Annotated in this window: 21 protein-coding genes and 3 pseudogenes; 5 read left to right on the top strand and 19 right to left on the bottom strand. The window is 66.1% G+C overall.

The genetic code is table 11. From position 1 onward, the window contains the following. Position 1: 1 nt before the first annotated feature. Complete coding sequence (gene gmd / locus H8F24_RS13940; RefSeq protein ID WP_197154887.1) at positions 2-1162, bottom strand: GDP-mannose 4,6-dehydratase; 1161 nt, start codon at positions 1160-1162, stop codon at positions 2-4. An 89-nt stretch (positions 1163-1251) separates the two neighbouring features. Here gmd and cysS point away from each other — a divergent pair, with 89 nt between their 5' ends. The 3 genes from cysS to H8F24_RS13925 all read left to right on the top strand — a co-directional run bounded on the left by cysS (position 1252) and on the right by H8F24_RS13925 (position 4267). Further along, positions 1252-2736, top strand: coding sequence for a cysteine--tRNA ligase (cysS, locus tag H8F24_RS13935; RefSeq protein WP_197172356.1), 1485 nt, complete (start codon positions 1252-1254; stop codon positions 2734-2736). After that, positions 2736-3713 carry an N-acetylmuramoyl-L-alanine amidase gene (locus H8F24_RS13930; RefSeq protein ID WP_197170018.1) on the top strand — a complete coding sequence of 326 codons (978 nt, stop codon included), beginning with the start codon at positions 2736-2738 and terminating at the stop codon, positions 3711-3713. Before cysS ends, H8F24_RS13930 begins: the two co-directional genes overlap by 1 nt. 113 nt (positions 3714-3826) lie before the next feature. Next, the gene (locus tag H8F24_RS13925) at positions 3827-4267 is read left to right on the top strand and encodes a hypothetical protein (RefSeq protein WP_197170017.1); all 441 of its coding nucleotides are present in this window, start codon (positions 3827-3829) and stop codon (positions 4265-4267) included. A gap of 5 nt (positions 4268-4272) precedes the next feature. Here the strand turns inward: H8F24_RS13925 and H8F24_RS13920 are convergent, their stop codons facing one another. From H8F24_RS13920 to H8F24_RS13875, 10 genes and pseudogenes are all read right to left on the bottom strand, one after another. Further along, on the bottom strand, positions 4273-4629 hold the full coding sequence (locus H8F24_RS13920) for a nucleotidyltransferase domain-containing protein (protein ID WP_197170016.1): 357 nt from the start codon (positions 4627-4629) through the stop codon (positions 4273-4275). After that, complete coding sequence (locus H8F24_RS13915) at positions 4611-4913, bottom strand: HEPN domain-containing protein (RefSeq protein ID WP_231597843.1); 303 nt, start codon at positions 4911-4913, stop codon at positions 4611-4613. Before H8F24_RS13915 ends, H8F24_RS13920 begins: the two co-directional genes overlap by 19 nt. 366 nt (positions 4914-5279) lie before the next feature. After that, positions 5280-5363, bottom strand: a complete 84-nt coding sequence (locus tag H8F24_RS20240; RefSeq protein WP_370594832.1) for a hypothetical protein — start codon at positions 5361-5363, stop codon at positions 5280-5282. A 56-nt stretch (positions 5364-5419) separates the two neighbouring features. Continuing rightward, a complete protein-coding gene (locus tag H8F24_RS13905; RefSeq protein ID WP_197170015.1) occupies positions 5420-6076 on the bottom strand; it encodes an asparagine synthase C-terminal domain-containing protein in 657 nt (218 codons plus the stop codon). A 47-nt stretch (positions 6077-6123) separates the two neighbouring features. Beyond that, positions 6124-6168: pseudogene (locus H8F24_RS19585) on the bottom strand (hypothetical protein); the annotation flags it as partial. A 94-nt stretch (positions 6169-6262) separates the two neighbouring features. Further along, positions 6263-6652, bottom strand: coding sequence for a PIN domain-containing protein (locus tag H8F24_RS13895; protein WP_197170014.1), 390 nt, complete (start codon positions 6650-6652; stop codon positions 6263-6265). After that, a complete protein-coding gene (locus H8F24_RS13890; RefSeq protein ID WP_197170013.1) occupies positions 6652-6909 on the bottom strand; it encodes an AbrB/MazE/SpoVT family DNA-binding domain-containing protein in 258 nt (85 codons plus the stop codon). The genes H8F24_RS13895 and H8F24_RS13890 overlap by 1 nt, the downstream gene beginning before the upstream one ends. A gap of 138 nt (positions 6910-7047) precedes the next feature. Then, positions 7048-7251 (bottom strand): annotated as a pseudogene (locus H8F24_RS13885) (integrase core domain-containing protein); the annotation flags it as partial. 245 nt (positions 7252-7496) lie between these two features. Then, positions 7497-8453 (bottom strand): glycosyltransferase family 4 protein, encoded by a 957-nt coding sequence (locus tag H8F24_RS13880; protein ID WP_370594831.1) that lies wholly within the window; start codon positions 8451-8453, stop codon positions 7497-7499. Between the two features lie 509 nt (positions 8454-8962). After that, the gene (locus tag H8F24_RS13875) at positions 8963-9310 is read right to left on the bottom strand and encodes a hypothetical protein (protein WP_197170011.1); all 348 of its coding nucleotides are present in this window, start codon (positions 9308-9310) and stop codon (positions 8963-8965) included. 56 nt (positions 9311-9366) lie between these two features. Between H8F24_RS13875 and H8F24_RS19580 the strand changes: the two genes are divergently transcribed. Beyond that, the gene (locus H8F24_RS19580) at positions 9367-9576 is read left to right on the top strand and encodes a hypothetical protein (protein WP_231597841.1); all 210 of its coding nucleotides are present in this window, start codon (positions 9367-9369) and stop codon (positions 9574-9576) included. A 46-nt stretch (positions 9577-9622) separates the two neighbouring features. On the opposite strand, the gene H8F24_RS13865 is transcribed toward H8F24_RS19580, so the two are convergent. The 3 genes from H8F24_RS13865 to H8F24_RS13855 all read right to left on the bottom strand — a co-directional run bounded on the left by H8F24_RS13865 (position 9623) and on the right by H8F24_RS13855 (position 10680). Beyond that, positions 9623-9916 (bottom strand): DUF1778 domain-containing protein, encoded by a 294-nt coding sequence (locus tag H8F24_RS13865; RefSeq protein ID WP_197170009.1) that lies wholly within the window; start codon positions 9914-9916, stop codon positions 9623-9625. A 105-nt stretch (positions 9917-10021) separates the two neighbouring features. Continuing rightward, positions 10022-10444 (bottom strand): type II toxin-antitoxin system VapC family toxin, encoded by a 423-nt coding sequence (locus H8F24_RS13860; RefSeq protein ID WP_197170008.1) that lies wholly within the window; start codon positions 10442-10444, stop codon positions 10022-10024. Further along, positions 10444-10680: an AbrB/MazE/SpoVT family DNA-binding domain-containing protein gene (locus H8F24_RS13855; RefSeq protein WP_197170007.1), complete on the bottom strand. Its 237-nt coding sequence runs from the start codon at positions 10678-10680 to the stop codon at positions 10444-10446. The genes H8F24_RS13860 and H8F24_RS13855 overlap by 1 nt, the downstream gene beginning before the upstream one ends. A gap of 175 nt (positions 10681-10855) precedes the next feature. Here H8F24_RS13855 and H8F24_RS19955 point away from each other — a divergent pair, with 175 nt between their 5' ends. After that, positions 10856-10981, top strand: coding sequence for a hypothetical protein (locus H8F24_RS19955; RefSeq protein WP_255518210.1), 126 nt, complete (start codon positions 10856-10858; stop codon positions 10979-10981). A gap of 224 nt (positions 10982-11205) precedes the next feature. On the opposite strand, the gene H8F24_RS13850 is transcribed toward H8F24_RS19955, so the two are convergent. The 5 genes and pseudogenes from H8F24_RS13850 to H8F24_RS13830 form a co-directional block, all read right to left on the bottom strand. Further along, positions 11206-11370 (bottom strand): hypothetical protein, encoded by a 165-nt coding sequence (locus tag H8F24_RS13850; RefSeq protein ID WP_197170006.1) that lies wholly within the window; start codon positions 11368-11370, stop codon positions 11206-11208. Positions 11371-11483: 113 nt separating this feature from the next. Continuing rightward, positions 11484-12974 (bottom strand): IS66 family transposase, encoded by a 1491-nt coding sequence (locus H8F24_RS13845; RefSeq protein WP_197170005.1) that lies wholly within the window; start codon positions 12972-12974, stop codon positions 11484-11486. 34 nt (positions 12975-13008) lie between these two features. Beyond that, positions 13009-13416 (bottom strand): hypothetical protein, encoded by a 408-nt coding sequence (locus tag H8F24_RS13840; protein WP_197170004.1) that lies wholly within the window; start codon positions 13414-13416, stop codon positions 13009-13011. 154 nt (positions 13417-13570) lie between these two features. Beyond that, positions 13571-13918 carry a sugar transferase gene (locus H8F24_RS13835; RefSeq protein WP_304623196.1) on the bottom strand — a complete coding sequence of 116 codons (348 nt, stop codon included), beginning with the start codon at positions 13916-13918 and terminating at the stop codon, positions 13571-13573. Positions 13919-14000: 82 nt separating this feature from the next. Further along, a pseudogene (locus H8F24_RS13830) lies at positions 14001-15616 on the bottom strand (IS3 family transposase). Positions 15617-15618 lie beyond the last annotated feature (2 nt).

Below are 15618 nucleotides of genomic sequence, written 5' to 3'. Positions count from 1 at the left end.
CTCAACCGAGCCCCAGCCCTGCTTTCTCGAGCATGTGGGGGGTCGTGGGAGGGTTCTCCATCGACCCCACCACCTTGAAGCCTTCGCGGCGCAGGGTGGCCTCCTTCGCTGCCTCCTGCTGGTCTTCGGCCACCATCTCGGCCACCAGTTCCTCGAGGGTGGTGGTGGGGGTCCAGCCCAGTTTCTGCTGGGCGCGGCTGGGATCGCCCAGCAGGGTGGCCACCTCGGCGGGGCGGAAGTAGCGCGGATCAATGCGCACCACCACCTGATCGGTGCCGGCGCGCCGGCCCACCTCGTTCACCCCGTCTCCGCTCCAGCGGATGCCGCCCCAGCCCAGCTGTTCAGCCGCGAGCTCGATGAAGCGCCGCACACTCTCCTGCCGGCCGGTGGCGATCACGAAGTCTTCCGGCGGACCATCCTGCTGCAGCATCCGCCACTGCATCTCGACGTAGTCGCGGGCGTGGCCCCAGTCGCGCAGGGAATCGAGGTTGCCCATGAACAGGCACGGCTCCAGCCCCGCATCGATGCGGGCCAGACCGCGGGTGATCTTGCGGGTCACGAAGGTTTCGCCCCGCCGCGGGCTCTCGTGGTTGAACAGGATGCCGTTGCAGGCATACATGCCGTAGGCCTCGCGGTAGTTCACCGTGATCCAGTAGGCATAGAGCTTCGCCACGCCGTAGGGGCTGCGGGGGTAGAAGGGCGTGCTCTCCTTCTGGGGGATCTCCTGCACCAGGCCATAGAGCTCGCTGGTGCTGGCCTGGTAGATGCGGGTTTTCGCGCTGAGCCCCAGAATCCGCACCGCCTCCAGAATCCGCAGGGTGCCGAGGGCGTCGCAGTTGGCGGTGTATTCCGGGCTCTCGAAACTCACCGCCACGTGGCTCTGGGCGCCGAGGTTGTAGATCTCATCGGGCTGCACCTGCTGCACGATCCGGATCAGGTTGGTGCTGTCGGTGAGGTCGCCGTAGTGGAGCACCAGGGGCGGCGCCGAATCTGCCCGGTCCAGGGCATGGGGATCCTGGTAGAGATGATCGATCCGCTGGGTGTTGAAGCTGCTGGCCCGGCGCTTGATGCCATGCACCGCATAGCCCTTCTCGAGCAGCAGCTCCGCCAGGTAGGAGCCGTCCTGCCCGGAGATGCCGGTGATCAGTGCCGTCTTGCGCATGCTGGGCAGACCGCCATCGCCAATGGCGAGGAGGTTAAGCCGTGCTCGCCAGTACGGTGCGATCCAGAGCGATCACCACCGGCCGGCCTGTGACCCTGCGGCTCACCAACACCCTCACCCGTCGCACCGAGCCGTTCGAGCCGCTGGTGCCCGGGCAGGTGAGCCTCTATTGCTGCGGGGTCACCGTGTATGACCTCTGCCATCTGGGCCATGCCCGCAGCTACATCGTCTGGGATGTGCTGCGCCGCTACCTGATCTGGAGCGGCTATGCGGTGACCTTCGTGCAGAACTACACCGACATCGACGACAAGATCCTGCGCCGCGCCGCCGAAGAGGGCAGCTCGATGGAGGCGGTGAGCGAGCGCAACATCGAGGCCTTCCGGGTGGATATGGCCGCCCTGAACATCCTGCCGCCCGACCGGATGCCAAGGGCCACCGGCAGCCTGGATGCGATCCGGGCCCTGATCGGAGAGCTGGAGGCGAAGGGAGCCGCCTACTCCGCCGAGGGGGATGTGTATTTCGCCGTGATGCAGCACGCCGGTTACGGCAAGCTGTCGGGCCGCGATCTGGGCGAGCAGCAGCAGAACGCCGAGGGGCGCGTCAGCCAGGCGGAGGAAGAGCGCAAGCGGCACCCCTTCGATTTCGCGCTGTGGAAGGCCGCAAAGCCAGGCGAACCGAGCTTTCCCTCGCCCTGGGGGGCAGGGCGGCCGGGCTGGCACATCGAGTGCTCGGCGATGGTGCGCGAGGAACTCGGCGACACGATCGACATTCATCTGGGCGGCGCCGATCTGATCTTTCCGCACCACGAGAACGAGATCGCCCAGTCGGAGGCGGCCACGGGCCAGGAGCTGGCCCGCTACTGGCTGCACAACGGCATGGTGAACGTGGGCGGCGAGAAGATGAGCAAATCGCTCGGCAACTTCACCACGATCCGGGCCCTGCTGGCCAGCGGCGTGAGTGCGATGACCCTGCGGCTGTTCGTGCTGCAGGCCCACTACCGCAAGCCGCTCGATTTCACCGACCAGGCGCTGGAGGCCGCCGCCACGGGCTGGAGGGGGCTCAATGCCGCCCTGGGGCTGGGTCAGCGGTTCGGCATGGCCCTGGGCTGGATTGCCGCTGCCGCCGCCACCCATCCGCCTGAACACCCCAGCACCATCCAGTCGGAAGCCCGGCGGCGCTTCCAGGCCGCGATGGACGATGACCTCAACACCGCGGCGGCCCTGGCGGTGCTGTTCGAGCTGGCCAGGCCGCTGAAGGCCCTGGCCCACCGGCTCGAGCGCGGCGACACCGCCTGCCGCGAGGAGGCCGCAGAGCTGGCCCCGCGCTGGCAGGAGCTGGTGGAGCTGGCCGGTGTGCTGGGCCTGATCGCCGAGACGCAGGCCCGTGACATGGACGAGGCAGCCGCAGGGGAGGACAGCGAGGAAGCCGCGATCCTCGAGCGCATCGCCGAACGGCAGGCCGCCAAGGCCGCCCGTGATTTCGCCACCGCCGACCGGATCCGCGCCGAACTGCGGCAGCAGGGGGTGGAGCTGATCGACAAACCGGGCGGCGTGACCGACTGGATGCGGCGCTGATGGCTGCCACCATCTACCTGCACTGGAGCGCCACCCCCTACACCTGGGTGCGGTCGGGGGCGTATCACACGATCGTGGCCGGCGACGGGCACCTGCACCGGCTGCACTCGTACACGATCGATCTCAACGCCCACACCTGGCGGCGCAACAGCAATGCCGTGGCGATCTCCTGCGCCTGCATGGGCGGCGTGCCCGATCCCTGGACGATCCCCCCCACCGACGCCCAGATCGAGGCGATGTGCCGCGAGGCGGCGGCGGTGGCCCGCAGCTGGGGGTGGAGCGCCGACGACATCACGATCCAGCGGGTGATGACCCATGCCGAAGCGGCCTCGAACCGCGATGGCCGGATCCTGCACGACAACTACGGCCCGGTGGCCTGGGGCGGCAGCGGCGAACGCTGGGACTTCATGCAGCTGCGCAAGGGCGGGCCCGACGACGGCGGTGCGGTGCTGCGCCAGAAGATCCGGGCCTACCTGCGGGGAGAGGCGCCGGCCAGCGGCTCCACCGGGTCGAGCAGCGGATCCATGGCGCCGGCGCCCCTGGCCTTCCGGCGCCGCAGCACGATGACGGCCCGCAGCCGCCAACTGGCCGTGGAGATCGACATCCATGGCACCTCCTGGGCCCTGGCCGCCGATCTGCTCAGCCTCTACGACATCCCCTACGAGTGGAATCCGCTGCAGCGGCGCCTGCTGATCGGCAGCAACGATGTGGCGCCCTTCTACCGGGACGATGCGGTGCAGGAGTCGATCGGCCACCCCCTGTTCGAGATGGCCCTGCAGGGGGGCAGCGCCCCGGTGATCCTGCGCGGCATCCTGCGGCCCGATGCAGCCGCAGCTGCGGCCCGAGATGCGGCCGGAGATGCGACAAGTGGTGCCGCATTCAGCCGCGCCTGGTGCCGCGTGCTCGAATTCGCCGAGGAATTCGGCATCAGCGTGACCTACCAGCCCTTTGCCCTGGGCGAGCGACGGGGCGGCTGAGGGGCTGGAGATGGAGGCACGATGGGGATGCACGAACCGGGCAGGTGTCTGTGCCCACCGCAACCTTGGCGAAACCGAACCCCTGACTAATGTCACGATAACGGCAGCCTGTCATGTCCTCAAGCGCACCGAAGCGGCGACGCACCCGGCCGCTGCAGCGGCAGCTGTTCTGCCCGGCCCATCCGCAGGAGCGGTTGTTCGGCGTGGGGCGGAAGTATTTCCTGCATCTGCTCACCCCGGAACAGCTGAAGCAGCGGGGCATGAGCGACAGGAAGGCGAAGCTGGTGATCCAGGCCTATCCGGTGCTGGTGCTGAGCAACGAATGGCTGGAGGAGCTGTTCTGCGGCTGCTGCGGCACCAGCCGCTGGTGCCACGTGACCAAGCACGACCGGGTGCAGCACACGGTGCGCTGGGCTCCGCGGGAGCTCTGGGAGCAGGTGGCCCATGTGGATCCGGTGGTCGCCAACCCCAGCGTGAGCCAGTTCAGCCAGCGGGAATCGCGGCGGCACCGCCGGCGCCGGGCCGACGGGGGCCGCCACTGGGATCCGGCGTAAGCCGGTCAGCCCAGCCAGCGCAGGTCACGCTGCAGCTCCTGGGCCATGCGGCTGCCGCTGGCCAGCAACTGCTCCAGCTCTGCGGGGGTGAGCACCAGAGCATCACAGCTCAGGGGCAACTGCTCCAAGGGCCAATGGAGCAGGCGCTGGTATTGAGGGCCGCTGGCGGCTGCATCGACCAGCAGCAGATCCAGGTCGCTGCCCACTCCGGCCGTACCGCGGCCATAACTTCCAAACAGGCCAACCCGTTGCAGCGAGGGGTTCTGGGCACGCTGGGCGGCGACCCAGAGCTCAGCGGCTGCAAGCACCTGCTCAGGACGTGGCCATCGCAGCAGCGATTGCGTCAACGAGCGCACGGGCATGGCAGAAAGCGTCCTCGCTTTGGAGGCGGCCGCAGCCGATCTTCCAGATCAGGAACAACCTCAGCCAGGGGCGCAGAGGCCTCGGGGGGAAGATCGCGATAGCAGCGTCCCAGACCATGACCCCAGGCCTGCTGGCCCAGGTGCAGATGCAGGGCCTTGAGCGCTTTCTCCACCGCCTGGTGACAGGCAAAGCAGGCCCATTCGTGGTGACCCGCCCCAGCACTGAGCTGGGCTTGTTCGAGGTCTGCCTGGGCTTGATGCAACCAGTCGCGGGAACGGTTCATCGCCTCATGATGGCGCGCAGACAGGAGCTCGACCATGGATGGGCTACCTGTCCGATCCCTGAAAACGGCGTGGTGCGGATCATGGCGCAACCCGTCCATCCCAATCATCGACCTGCGGCGCAGGTGGCTGAGCGTCTGAACGCATCGCCCTTCGCGATTGACGAACAGCTTGAGCTGAAAGAAAAGCTCACCATTGCGGGACCATCCGCTGCCAGCTTGAGCACCGACTCGCGGTTCTCACGCGGTTCTCAGTGCACACCAGCTCGAAAGTGCTCGGGTGTGCGCCTGAGATCACAAGGAAAACGAAGTGGCACCAGCGCATCAACGTGAGAAAGCGCCACACCATCGCTTTTGCCAGCGGGATGATCAGCAGGCCGGGCTGTTGGCGTTGGCGGATGGAGTAGCGGCCAGCCAGGCCGCCAGGTCGGCTGGACCCTGAAAGTCGAGCAACGCTTCCGCCAGGGCACCACATTGCTGCCGGTGAGAAGTGGATCAAAGCCCCATCATCAACTCGCGAATCGCGTTGAGGGGGCACGCCAGAGATGCTGGATGGGCGCGGGCTGGAGATAGCCCTGGCGCTGCAGCAGCTGGGGATCGAGCAGGTCCTCGGCCCAGGGGCGCAAGGGGCCGCGCAGCCAGGCGCCGATCGGCATCGCGAAACCGGCCTTGGGGCGATCGATCAGCTCGGGGGGCACATGGCGATGGAGCAGCTGCCGCAGGGCCCACTTGCCGGTGCCGCCGCGGATCTTGAGGGCCAGGGGCAAACGCCAGGCCACGGCGGCGACGCGGTGATCGAGGAAGGGGGCGCGGGTTTCCAGACCCACTGCCATGGCCGCCCGATCGCCCTTCACGAGGATGTCGGCGAGGAGATAGGTGCGGGCATCGGCGAGCATCAACTGCTCGGCGGCGGTGGGCGCCTCGGGAAGGGCTCCGGCTTCGGCCGCGGCGCTCTGCCAGTGGGGCTGCAGCAGCACGGCCGGATCGGCCCACACGCTGGTGAGGGCCGCGTGCAGCTGCTCCAGGGAGCCGGCAGCGCGGATGGCGGCGGCCAGCTTGCGCTGCTTGTCGCGGGCGAGGCCGGCGGCAGACACAGGCAGGAGCGCGAGGCTTCGGGCCAGGGCGCGGCGGGCGAGGGGCGGCAGGCCGCCGAAGCGCCGCTGCACAGGCCTGCGGCTTCCAGTTCGCGGCGCAGGGCTTGGTGGTTGTAAATCTCGCCGTTGAAGGCGATCACAAAGCGCTCACTGGCGCTGGCCATCGGCTGGTGGGTCACACCAGAGACCGGAATCGTCGGGGACAGGCGCGGGCGCAGGTGCGGCTGTGGGCCGCCAGAGGCCTGCGAAACCGCACATTCAGCCGAGCCACTCCTGGGATAAATCGGCGATCGCCCGAAGCTCGGGATCCTTGTGGAGGAGGATGGCCCCCACCTGCTGGGCCGCAGCGGCAATCCAGGAGTCAGCCAGAGACAAGGCGTAGCGGGCCTTGATGCTGGCGGCCTGCTCGAGCAAGGGCTCAGAAGCCTCGATCCAGCGCAGCGGCAGAGCCTTGAGCTGCTCATAGGCCAGGCGTCCGGCGCGCTCGTCTTCGTCTTTCCAGACCCGATAGAGCACCTCCATCCGGCTGAGAAAGCAGGCATAACAGCGGCCTTGGCGCTCGAGCGCCTGTTCGACCCGATCGGCGCCGGGTTCATCGTCGCGCAGGGTGAGCAGGGCCGAGGTATCCAGCAGAAGCAGCGCTGCCATCAGAGGCCGAAGCCCGGCTCTGCCCGCCGCTCGGTTTCACGATCAGCTTCACGATCAGCCAGGAGCCGCTCGGTGGAGCCGCCGCGGCGCCCCACGCCACGAAAGGCCTTCACTGGCGACAGGTCCACCGGCACCACGCGGATGGAGCCATCGGCATCCACAAACCATTCCAGACGCTGGGACGGACCAAGGGAAAAACGGGCACGAATGGGGGCGGGGATCACCGTTTGACCCCGGGCCGTGATGGTGCTGCGCATGGCTCAGCCCAGCTGACATGAATTACAAATTTTTAGCCAGGATCATTCACGGCGGCCAGCCTCAACACCCATGAATCAACGTTTTCACGATAACGGCATATCAAAGGCACTAAAAATCTCGGCTGACGAGCTCCTCAGGCGGTGCCGGTGGTTGTACCAGTCCACAAATGACACCACCCACTCGCAGGCTTCGATTTTGCTGGCGAATGGCCGGCTGGGGTAGTCGGGCCGGTACTTGAGCGTGCGGAACAGGGATTCCGAGTAGGGGTTGACGTTCGAGACCCTTGGTCTGGAAATGGCATTGCCGTTGTCGGCGTGAAGGACCAGGGGCGGCGGCTGGCACGGGCCGGCTCCAGCCTTCTGGTTCCTTCTCTGATGCCGGCACCACCTCCTCCTGCAACCGCCAAGTCTTCCTCCGTTTGTAGAAGGTGATCACGAGGATGCCCAGCTCTTCTGAAATCCGGGCCACGCTCTGGCGTTGCGGCGGGCTCATCCGCCTTCTCACATCAGCCTTGACGGCCTCGCTGTATCGGCGCATTGGTCATCTCCTCAAGCCCCCGGGTGTACGGATCAGAGGGGTGACATCTTTACTGAAACCGGGGGGCCGGAGGTGGCGGTGTGAGCGGCTTGTGGTCGGGCAGGTGCTGCTGAATCAACTGCAGGTATTGGGCGATAACCAGATCGGGAGTGGCGGTGCGCAGCAGCAGGTTGCGGGCCCGGTTGCCGCAGGCCACGGCCTGCTGGCGATTGGCCTTGAGCTCCAGGATCCAATCGGCCAGGCCTTGGGCGTCGCCATTGGCAAACCAGCGGCCGCAGCCCTCCTGTTCCACCAGCTTGCGCAGGTAGGAGCTGGCGGGCGTGATGGCAGCGATTGGTGTAGCGGCGGCGAGGTGGCCATAGAGCTTGGAGGGCGCCACCAACCCCTCCGCTTCGATGCCGAGGGTGACCAAGGCCAGATCAGCGGCAGCCAGGGAATAGGGCAGATCGCTGAGCTCCTGATAGGGCAGGAAGCGGCAGTTGCCCAGGCCCCAGTCGTGCACGAGCTCCAGCAGGCGCTGGTGCTGCGGCCCCTTGCCGATGAACAGAAACAGCACATCGGGCTGCTGACGCAGCAGCAGTGCGGCGGCCATCACGGTGACCAGATCGTGGCAGCGGCCCTGGTTGCCGGAATAGAGCACCACAAAGCGATCGGCGAGCTGGTGCTGGGTGGCAAACCAGTTGTCGGCTTTGGGGCGGGGATGGATCTGGGCGGGATCCGCCCAGCTGGGAATCACCGTGAGCTTGGCGGCGGCGGCAGGGGCGTGATTGCGCACGCGAACGGCCATGGGCTCAGAGAGCACGATCAATTGCTGGGCATCGGCAAACACCCAACGGTTGAACTGGCGCCAGAGCTGCACCAGGCCATGGCCGGCGGGGAGCACGCCGAGCTCCACCAGCACATCGGGGTAGAGGTCGTAGAGGAGGACGAGATAGGGGGTGCGGGTGAGGCGATGCAGCAGCCAGCCGAGCAGCGGCAGGTAGGGGGGTTCGGTGGTGTAGAGGATCAGGTCGCCGCGGCGGGAAGAGCGCAGCAGGCGCAGGGTGATGCGCAGGCAGAAGAGGATGCCGTTGATGGCGCGGCCGCGGATGCGCTGGGGCCAGAAGCGGGAGGCCTGGGTGGGGCGGATGCAGCTGTTGGGGCGGAATTCAATGCGCTTGGCCTGGGCGCGGTTCTAGGCATAGGCGGGCATGCCGGTGAGCACCTGCACCTGCAGGCCCTGGGCGGCCAGGCGGGTGGTGAGGTCGTCGAGCAGCTGGCCGGTGGCGGCGAAATCGGGGGGGAAGAACTGGCTCTCGAGGGTGAGCCGGGGATGGCGGCGGCTGCTGGCCCGCCACTGCCAGCGGCGGCAGAGCTTGCGCCAGGCGCGCTGCAGCAGCGAGGGCTGCTTGCTGGGGCAGGGCCAGCTGCGCGGCGCTGCTGGGAGTGGCGGTGGTGGACGGGCGGAAGACCATAAAAAAAGCCCCCGGCCACACCAGGAGCTGGGGGCCGAGGGCTGAAGGAAGGGGGCGGGTATCAGCTGCGGGTCATGCCAAGGGCGACTTCAGCATCGTTCACGGCACTGAGCACCTCACCATGCTTGTAGCGAGCGTTTGGGTCGTCATCAGCTCGCTGACGCAGCTCTTGAAGCTCAGGAAATAGATTGATAAAAGTTGCAAGATCTTCTGAATAATTCTGTACTTCCTTATGGCCACAGGCTTTTTTGATGGCCTGATGGTTCAGAGCCCGGTATGCCCGCGTCCACGCAGCGGTTTTCTGAGACGCAGTGCTGATCGCACGACGAAGATCGGCTTGCCGGGGCCGCCGCTCATGCAAATGGGCCAGCTGGCGTGCGGTGATGATCAGATCGTCTGCAAGCGTCACGCTTACCAGTGCTCCGTTCCGAGCATGCGCTGGTCGTCGTGAAAGTCGTAGCGGAGGTGTGGATAACGCCGTTCCCCGATGGCCCAGAGTGCACGGCGTACAGCCAGGGTGCTCTGGCTGAGCGCATTGAGATCAATGCCGGGCTCCACATGCCGGAACTGGATCTCCACAAACAGCACCGGATCACCGTCGTGATCGAGGCCGGGGCCACCTCCACCAGCCAGGCGGTTTGCTCCTGGGAGCGGCAGTGGAAGCCTGTGAGCTGATGACGAGCCGCCATCAGCTCTGGCGATTGGTAGCGGCCCACGCCGTTCAACGGAATGGCGAGGGGCGCTCCAGCAGCCGCGCCAGACCCGGAAGGCTTCGAGCCGGGCGGCTGTTGATCCGCTCCCATTCCAGCTGGCCCTCGTGATCGAGCACGAACTGCTCCCTGTCGGCCAGCACCCGCTGGGCGGCGAGGCGCCCCTGGGCGAGCAGGAAGGAACTGCGGTCGGTTCCGAGGGCCGCAGCAGCCCGATCCAGCAGGTCACGGTCGTGTTCTGTGGCCCGCAACTCGATCCGACTCGTTTTGGCCAGGCGGAGGCCTTGCGGCTTGGCGCTGGTCAAGGCGGCTACCCCCTGAAATGTACGGACACTGTACGGCGGGCACCACCAAGGAGCCGCTGGATCAAGCGGGCGAGCCACCGGCGCGATCGGCCAGCGCGGTGGCGATCAGCGTGCGGCGGTGGCGCCTGGGTCGGGGCTGATCAGCGTGAGCCCTGGGAAGGCCTGGCGGTAGCGACGTTGATCTCGGGTGAGGAGCGGGATTCCGGCCACCAGGGCATGGGCGCCAATCAAGAAATCCGGGAGGATCATCTGGCGTTGCCCACCACGCTCGCGGTAGGCCGCGTGGGCTCTGGCCGCGAGAAAGGACGCCTCCCTGGGAATGGAGAGATAGCGATAAAGATGGGATGGCAGGAGGTTGTCAACGTCTTCAATGCGCTCAACGGCGAAGGCGATTTCGGCAACCACAATCGCGTTGATCGCGGCAGGGCCAGCATCGAGATGGCGCTGCAGGGCCTCGGCGCTCCAGCCGCTCCAGATGGGATCCGCCGTGATCACATCGAGAAGCACGTTGGAATCGACCAGCACCATCAGGGGTCCTCGCCCCTGGTGAGGGCGAGCAACTCCTCGGTGCTCAGCCGCGTGCGCACGCGAGCCTGGCGCAGGCGCTGGATGGCGTCTTCCCCGGGGCTTGGCGATGGGGTGGCTTTTTCAATCACCACACGGCCGTTCTCTTCCCGGAACTGCACGCTGGTGTGGGGCAGGAGGCCGCAGCGCTCACGGATCTCCTGCGGAATGGTGACCTGGCCTTTGCTGGTGATGCGCATGGGCCACCGAGCTTCTGGTAAGACTCTTACTTGGCTGGAGCGAGGCCCACGGGCGGACCTCCTTCTGCGTGCGCACGACCATGTCTTGCGTGAAGACCCACGCGCTCACCATCCGCCTGGAAGCCGACCTGGAGCAGGAGCTCGAGGCCGCCTGCGCCGCTCCCGCGGCGAGATCGTGCGCGATGCGCTGCGCAGGCAGCTGCAGCTGATGCGCTTTGAGCGGTTGCGGCGCCAGGCCCTGCCTTTTGGTGAGGCGGCTGGCTGGCTCACCGATCACGACGTGTTTGCTGCCATCTCCTGAGCGGCGTGCGGGTTGTCTTCGACGCCATCGAGGTGTTGCTCCGCGATCAACCGATCGCCCCAAGGCCTGCCGCGATCCTCGCGCTGGGCCTAGTGGATCCCGACGACGAATGGGTACTGGCGAGCGCCGTCCTCGCAGAAGCTGATCTGTTGGTCACAGGCGATCCAGGCGGCGGTTGGATCACAAGGGAGAACCGCCGGCGAGATCAGCGAGCTCTGTGGCAATCAGCTGGAGAAATCGTCTGTGGAGGGGGGAGGGGTCGAGCCACACAAGTGCTCCCGCTCGAAGCGCGCGAGCCTGGAGTTGATCTGCGCAAGCCGCGCGTTCTCTTTCCTGAACAGCTCGGTCTCTATCTCGATCTGCGCGATCTCGCTCTCGAGCTGCTGCATCCGCTTCCCCTGCTCGATCGTATGCGTTCAGGGGTCGTGACGCCCCGCCGCAGGACTGCACGCTGATCGTGCATCGCTGAGCGATCAAGAGGCCGTTCTGCCTGTTTGCGAATTCAGAGGGCCGGCAGTAGCGATGGCATCACCCCGCCGCGGTGATGAGCGATCCAGGCCTGCTCCAGGAACTGCCAGACATCGCGCCCCTGTTGCCGCAGGGTGGTGGTGACTGTGAGCAGGCGGCTGCGGCAGATCGCACCCTGGCGGGACTGGACGCCATGGCTGATCTTGCGCTGAATCACCGACTGGCGCAGGGCACGTTCCGCCGCGTTGTTGGTGGGCTCGATGCCCTCGGTCGTGAGGAAAGTCCACAGGGCGTCGCTGCGTTGCAGCAATTGCTGGCATGTACGCACCGTGCTGGCCCACGGCGTTCGTTCCCCGCGATTGCAGCCCAGATCCACCACCCGCTGCAGCGTGGCGACAAAGGCCTGACGGATCGGCCGGCTGCTGTGCTGCAAGCCGGACCAGTCGATCCTGCCCTCCCTGTAGCGGTGCCAGCAGCCAAACAGCTGGTGCTGCAGCTCCAGCAACTGGTGTCCGACCTCGGCGCTGGCACCGGAACGTTCGGCGATGGCCCTCAGATCACGGATCAGATGCGCCCAGCACAGCTGCCGTTGCTGGCTGGGCAGGTGGTTGTAAGCCGAGAAGCGATCGCTCACCACGATCCCGCCAAAACCATGGCCCAGCAGCTCCATGGCCGCTGCGGCTGAGCGGCTCAGACCCTGCACAAACACCGTCACCACGGGGGTGACCATCACCCACTGCCAGCCGCGTTTGCCGCTGGGATTGCCGCCGTCGGCGTTGCCGGTCGGTGCACCGGTTTCATCCACATAGGCCACCGGTTGCCGGCGGGCAGCCTCCAGCGCTTGCACCATCGGTTGCGCCAACGCTGCACTCAGGCGCTGGCGGATGGCAGCAATCGCACCACGGCTGATCGCAACGCCCAGCAGCTGATCGAGCAGCGCCTGGGTCTTGCTGACACTCAACGGAAAGGCACTGCCCAGCAGGCCCACCAAGGCACTGAGCCTGGGGCCGTACGAACTGGCGTCCACATCAGCCGGCAACGTTGCGCAGGTGCTGGTGGAGCAGCAGGGGCACACCAACCGGTGCAACCGGTGCTCGGTGACGACAGGCGCGATCGGCGGGATCTCGATCAGCTGATGGCGCAACGGTTCTGGGTCCTCGCCCGCCAGCAAGCTGCCGCAGCGGCGGCAGGCGTCCGGGTGATGATCCACCACCGCATCCACCCGCTCGATCGGCAGCAACTCAGGACCTGATCCAGGATGGCCCGGCTGAGCTCCGCGCTTGCGGCCACTGCCCTTGCGCCGCGCTGGTGGCTTGAACCCAGGCCCATCACTGGAGGGCGGCTTGGAGGAGTTGCGCGAGCTGCGGCCGACCTGCTCCCGCAAGCTGGCCAGCTCTGTGGCCAGGGCGGTGAGCTGGTTGCGGAGCTCTGCGTTCTCCTGCTGCTGAGCCACGATGAAGGCCCGGACGGCAACAGGGGTCGCCTGCCAGTCCGCTTCTGCAATCCCAGCCGGTGCAGAGCCCATCACAAGTTGCCTCTGCCTGAGACATAAAGAGGATTCAGACCGCCGTCAAGCCGCGTTGCAGGCCTGCAGTGCGCGGCGGTGCGTCCCGACCCCTGAACGCATACGCTCGATCTTCCTGCGCTCGAATTCGATCTCGCGAATCTCGAACTCGACGACGGGATGCCAGTTGAGCTACTCCTACGGAGAAGACTTCGTCTACGAGAGCCAACGGCGCCAGCGAGGCAAGGAGGAGAGAAATTCCGACCTGCTGATTGAGCCGGAGGGTTGGCCCCCAAAAGACGTGGACATGGTCATAACCCGTGAACAGCGTGATCAGGGCGAGCAGAAGGCCGGCGATCAGCGTGATCCAGCCTTGGAGGTCGAATCCGAGCAACACCGTAGCCAGCCCAAACCTTGCATCAAGGCTAGTACAGGCGTTCTGAGCGGGCATCCGTGGAATCATGGATCGACCAGGTCTCGGTCGTGTTCTGTGGCCCCAAACTCGATCCGACTGGTTTTGGCCATTCAGGGCATGACTCTGCGCTGGATCCACACGCTCAGACAGCGCCAGGAGGTTGTAGTGGGGGAGCTGGGGCCTCACGCAATCCCCATTGGCGTCAGTAGGCATTGGGAGAGCGGAGGCGCAGGAAGGTTTTGATCAGGATCTTGAGATCGAGCTTCAGGCTCCAATCGCGCTGGTAGCGCAGATCGGCATCGATGCGACGGGCCATCGCCTCCAGCTGGCTGGTTTCGCCGCGCCAGCCTTCAACCTGGGCGAGGCCGGTGATGCCGGGTTTGGCGGTATGGCGCTGCATGTACCCCGGGATGAGCTTGCGGTATTGCTCGTTGTGATCCACCGCATGGGGGCGTGGGCCCACCAGGCTCATCTCGCCATTCAGCACATTGAACAGCTGGGGAAGTTCATCGAGGCTCCAGCGGCGCAGGAACCGGCCCACTGGGGTCACCCGTGGATCATCGCGGGTGGCCTGAAGAAGCCCGGGCCGATCACGGTAACTTTCAGGGAAGGTGTCACTCCTTGGCTGCCATTTAGACGGCCTCGGTTAAGGGTAGCGCGAGGATCGGATCGGGTTCCTCTGGTGGCTTGTTGATCCACACTTCTTCGGGTTGACGCCAGCAGCGGGTGCTTCGGCTCCAGCGTCTTGGATGGGCCTGACGGGCCTTCTCGTAGACATTGGCTCGCTGCTGGCAAATTGCCTTCGCGGCACCGCTGTGACGCTGGTGAGGCGTCACGAATTTGATGCCGCTGTGGCGGTGTTGATGGTTGTACCAGTCGACAAACGCCGACACCCACTCACACGCCTCTTCTTTGCTGGTAAACGGCCGACTGGGGTAGTCGGGCCGGTACTTGAACGTGCGGAACAAGGCTTCCGAGAAGGGATTGTCATTCGAAACCCTGGGCCGAGAGAACGACCGCAGGACACCCAACTCCTCCAGCCGCGCCTCGAGTGTGGCGGCGCGCATGGCATTGCCGTTGTCGGCATGGAGGATCAGCGGCAGGGGGGTGGACTGGTTGGCGCCACATCCCCTTGGGCGGCGGTAACGCTCCTTGAGACAGGCTCGCTGCACCAGATCCGCCGCGATCTCAGCCGATTCCACCTCAGCCATATCCCAGGCCACCACCTTGCGGCTCCAGACGTCGACCACTAGGTAGAGGTAAAGCCACACACCCCGGACTGTGGTCGGCAGATAGGTGATGTCCCAGCTCCAAACCCGGTTTGGGCCATCCGCCCTGAGGCGCGGCACGGAGCGCGGTTCCTGCGGCAACCGGGCCCGCCCACGTCGGTGACACTGCCCTGCCTGGTGCAACACCCGGTAGAAACTGCTCTCGGAGGCGATATAGAGGCCCTGATCCGCCAGCGCTGGCACGATCTGCCCGGGCGGAAGCGAGGCGTACTCCGGTTGGTTGCACGTCAGCAGGATCCGCTGGCGCTCCTCCTCCGTCAGCCGGTGAACGACCAGGCGAGGACTTCCTTTACGGCGGTCCTCGCCGTCCCCATCACCCAGAAAGGCCTTCCGCCATCGTTTGAGGGTACGCAGGCAGATGCCGATCTCACCGCATGCGCTCACCAGGCCGGCTCCAGCCGCATGCGCCTCGCCGATCAGCTCGATCACCTTCCGCCGGTGCGCGGCGCTGGTCAACCTTCCGCGTCCTCCGAGCAGAAGGCATCCCACTTTTTTCGCAGCACCAGCAAGGCCGCCGCCTCCGCCAGGGCCTTCTCCTTGCGCTGCAGCTCCTTCTTGAGTGCTTTGATCTCTCGCTGGTCCTGGGCACGGAGCCTTTCGAGCTCCTTTTGCTCGGCCATCGTCAGCACCGGCTTGGCGTTGGCATCCTGAGCGGTCTGACGCCAGCGGCTCACCTGCTCAGGAAAGAGCCCCCGCTCGCGGCAATAGGCACTGAGCTCAGTGGCGTTCAACCCGGCCGTCTCCAGCACCACCGTGAACTTGTCGGCAGCACTCCAGCCATCTGGTTCCTTCTGAGATGCCGGCACCACCTCTCCCTGCAACCGCCACGTCTTCCTCCATTTGTAGAGGGTGATCACGTGGATGCCCAGCTCTTCTGAAATCCGGGCCACGCTCTGCCTGTGCGGCGGGCTCATCCGCCTTCTCACATCAGCCTTGACGGCCTCGCTGTAACGACGCATTG

Origin of the sequence: Synechococcus sp. CBW1002, from assembly GCF_015840915.1 — a bacterium.
Taxonomy (GTDB): Bacteria; Cyanobacteriota; Cyanobacteriia; order PCC-6307; family Cyanobiaceae; genus CBW1002.
This window is presented reverse-complemented; position numbering and strand designations above follow the sequence as displayed.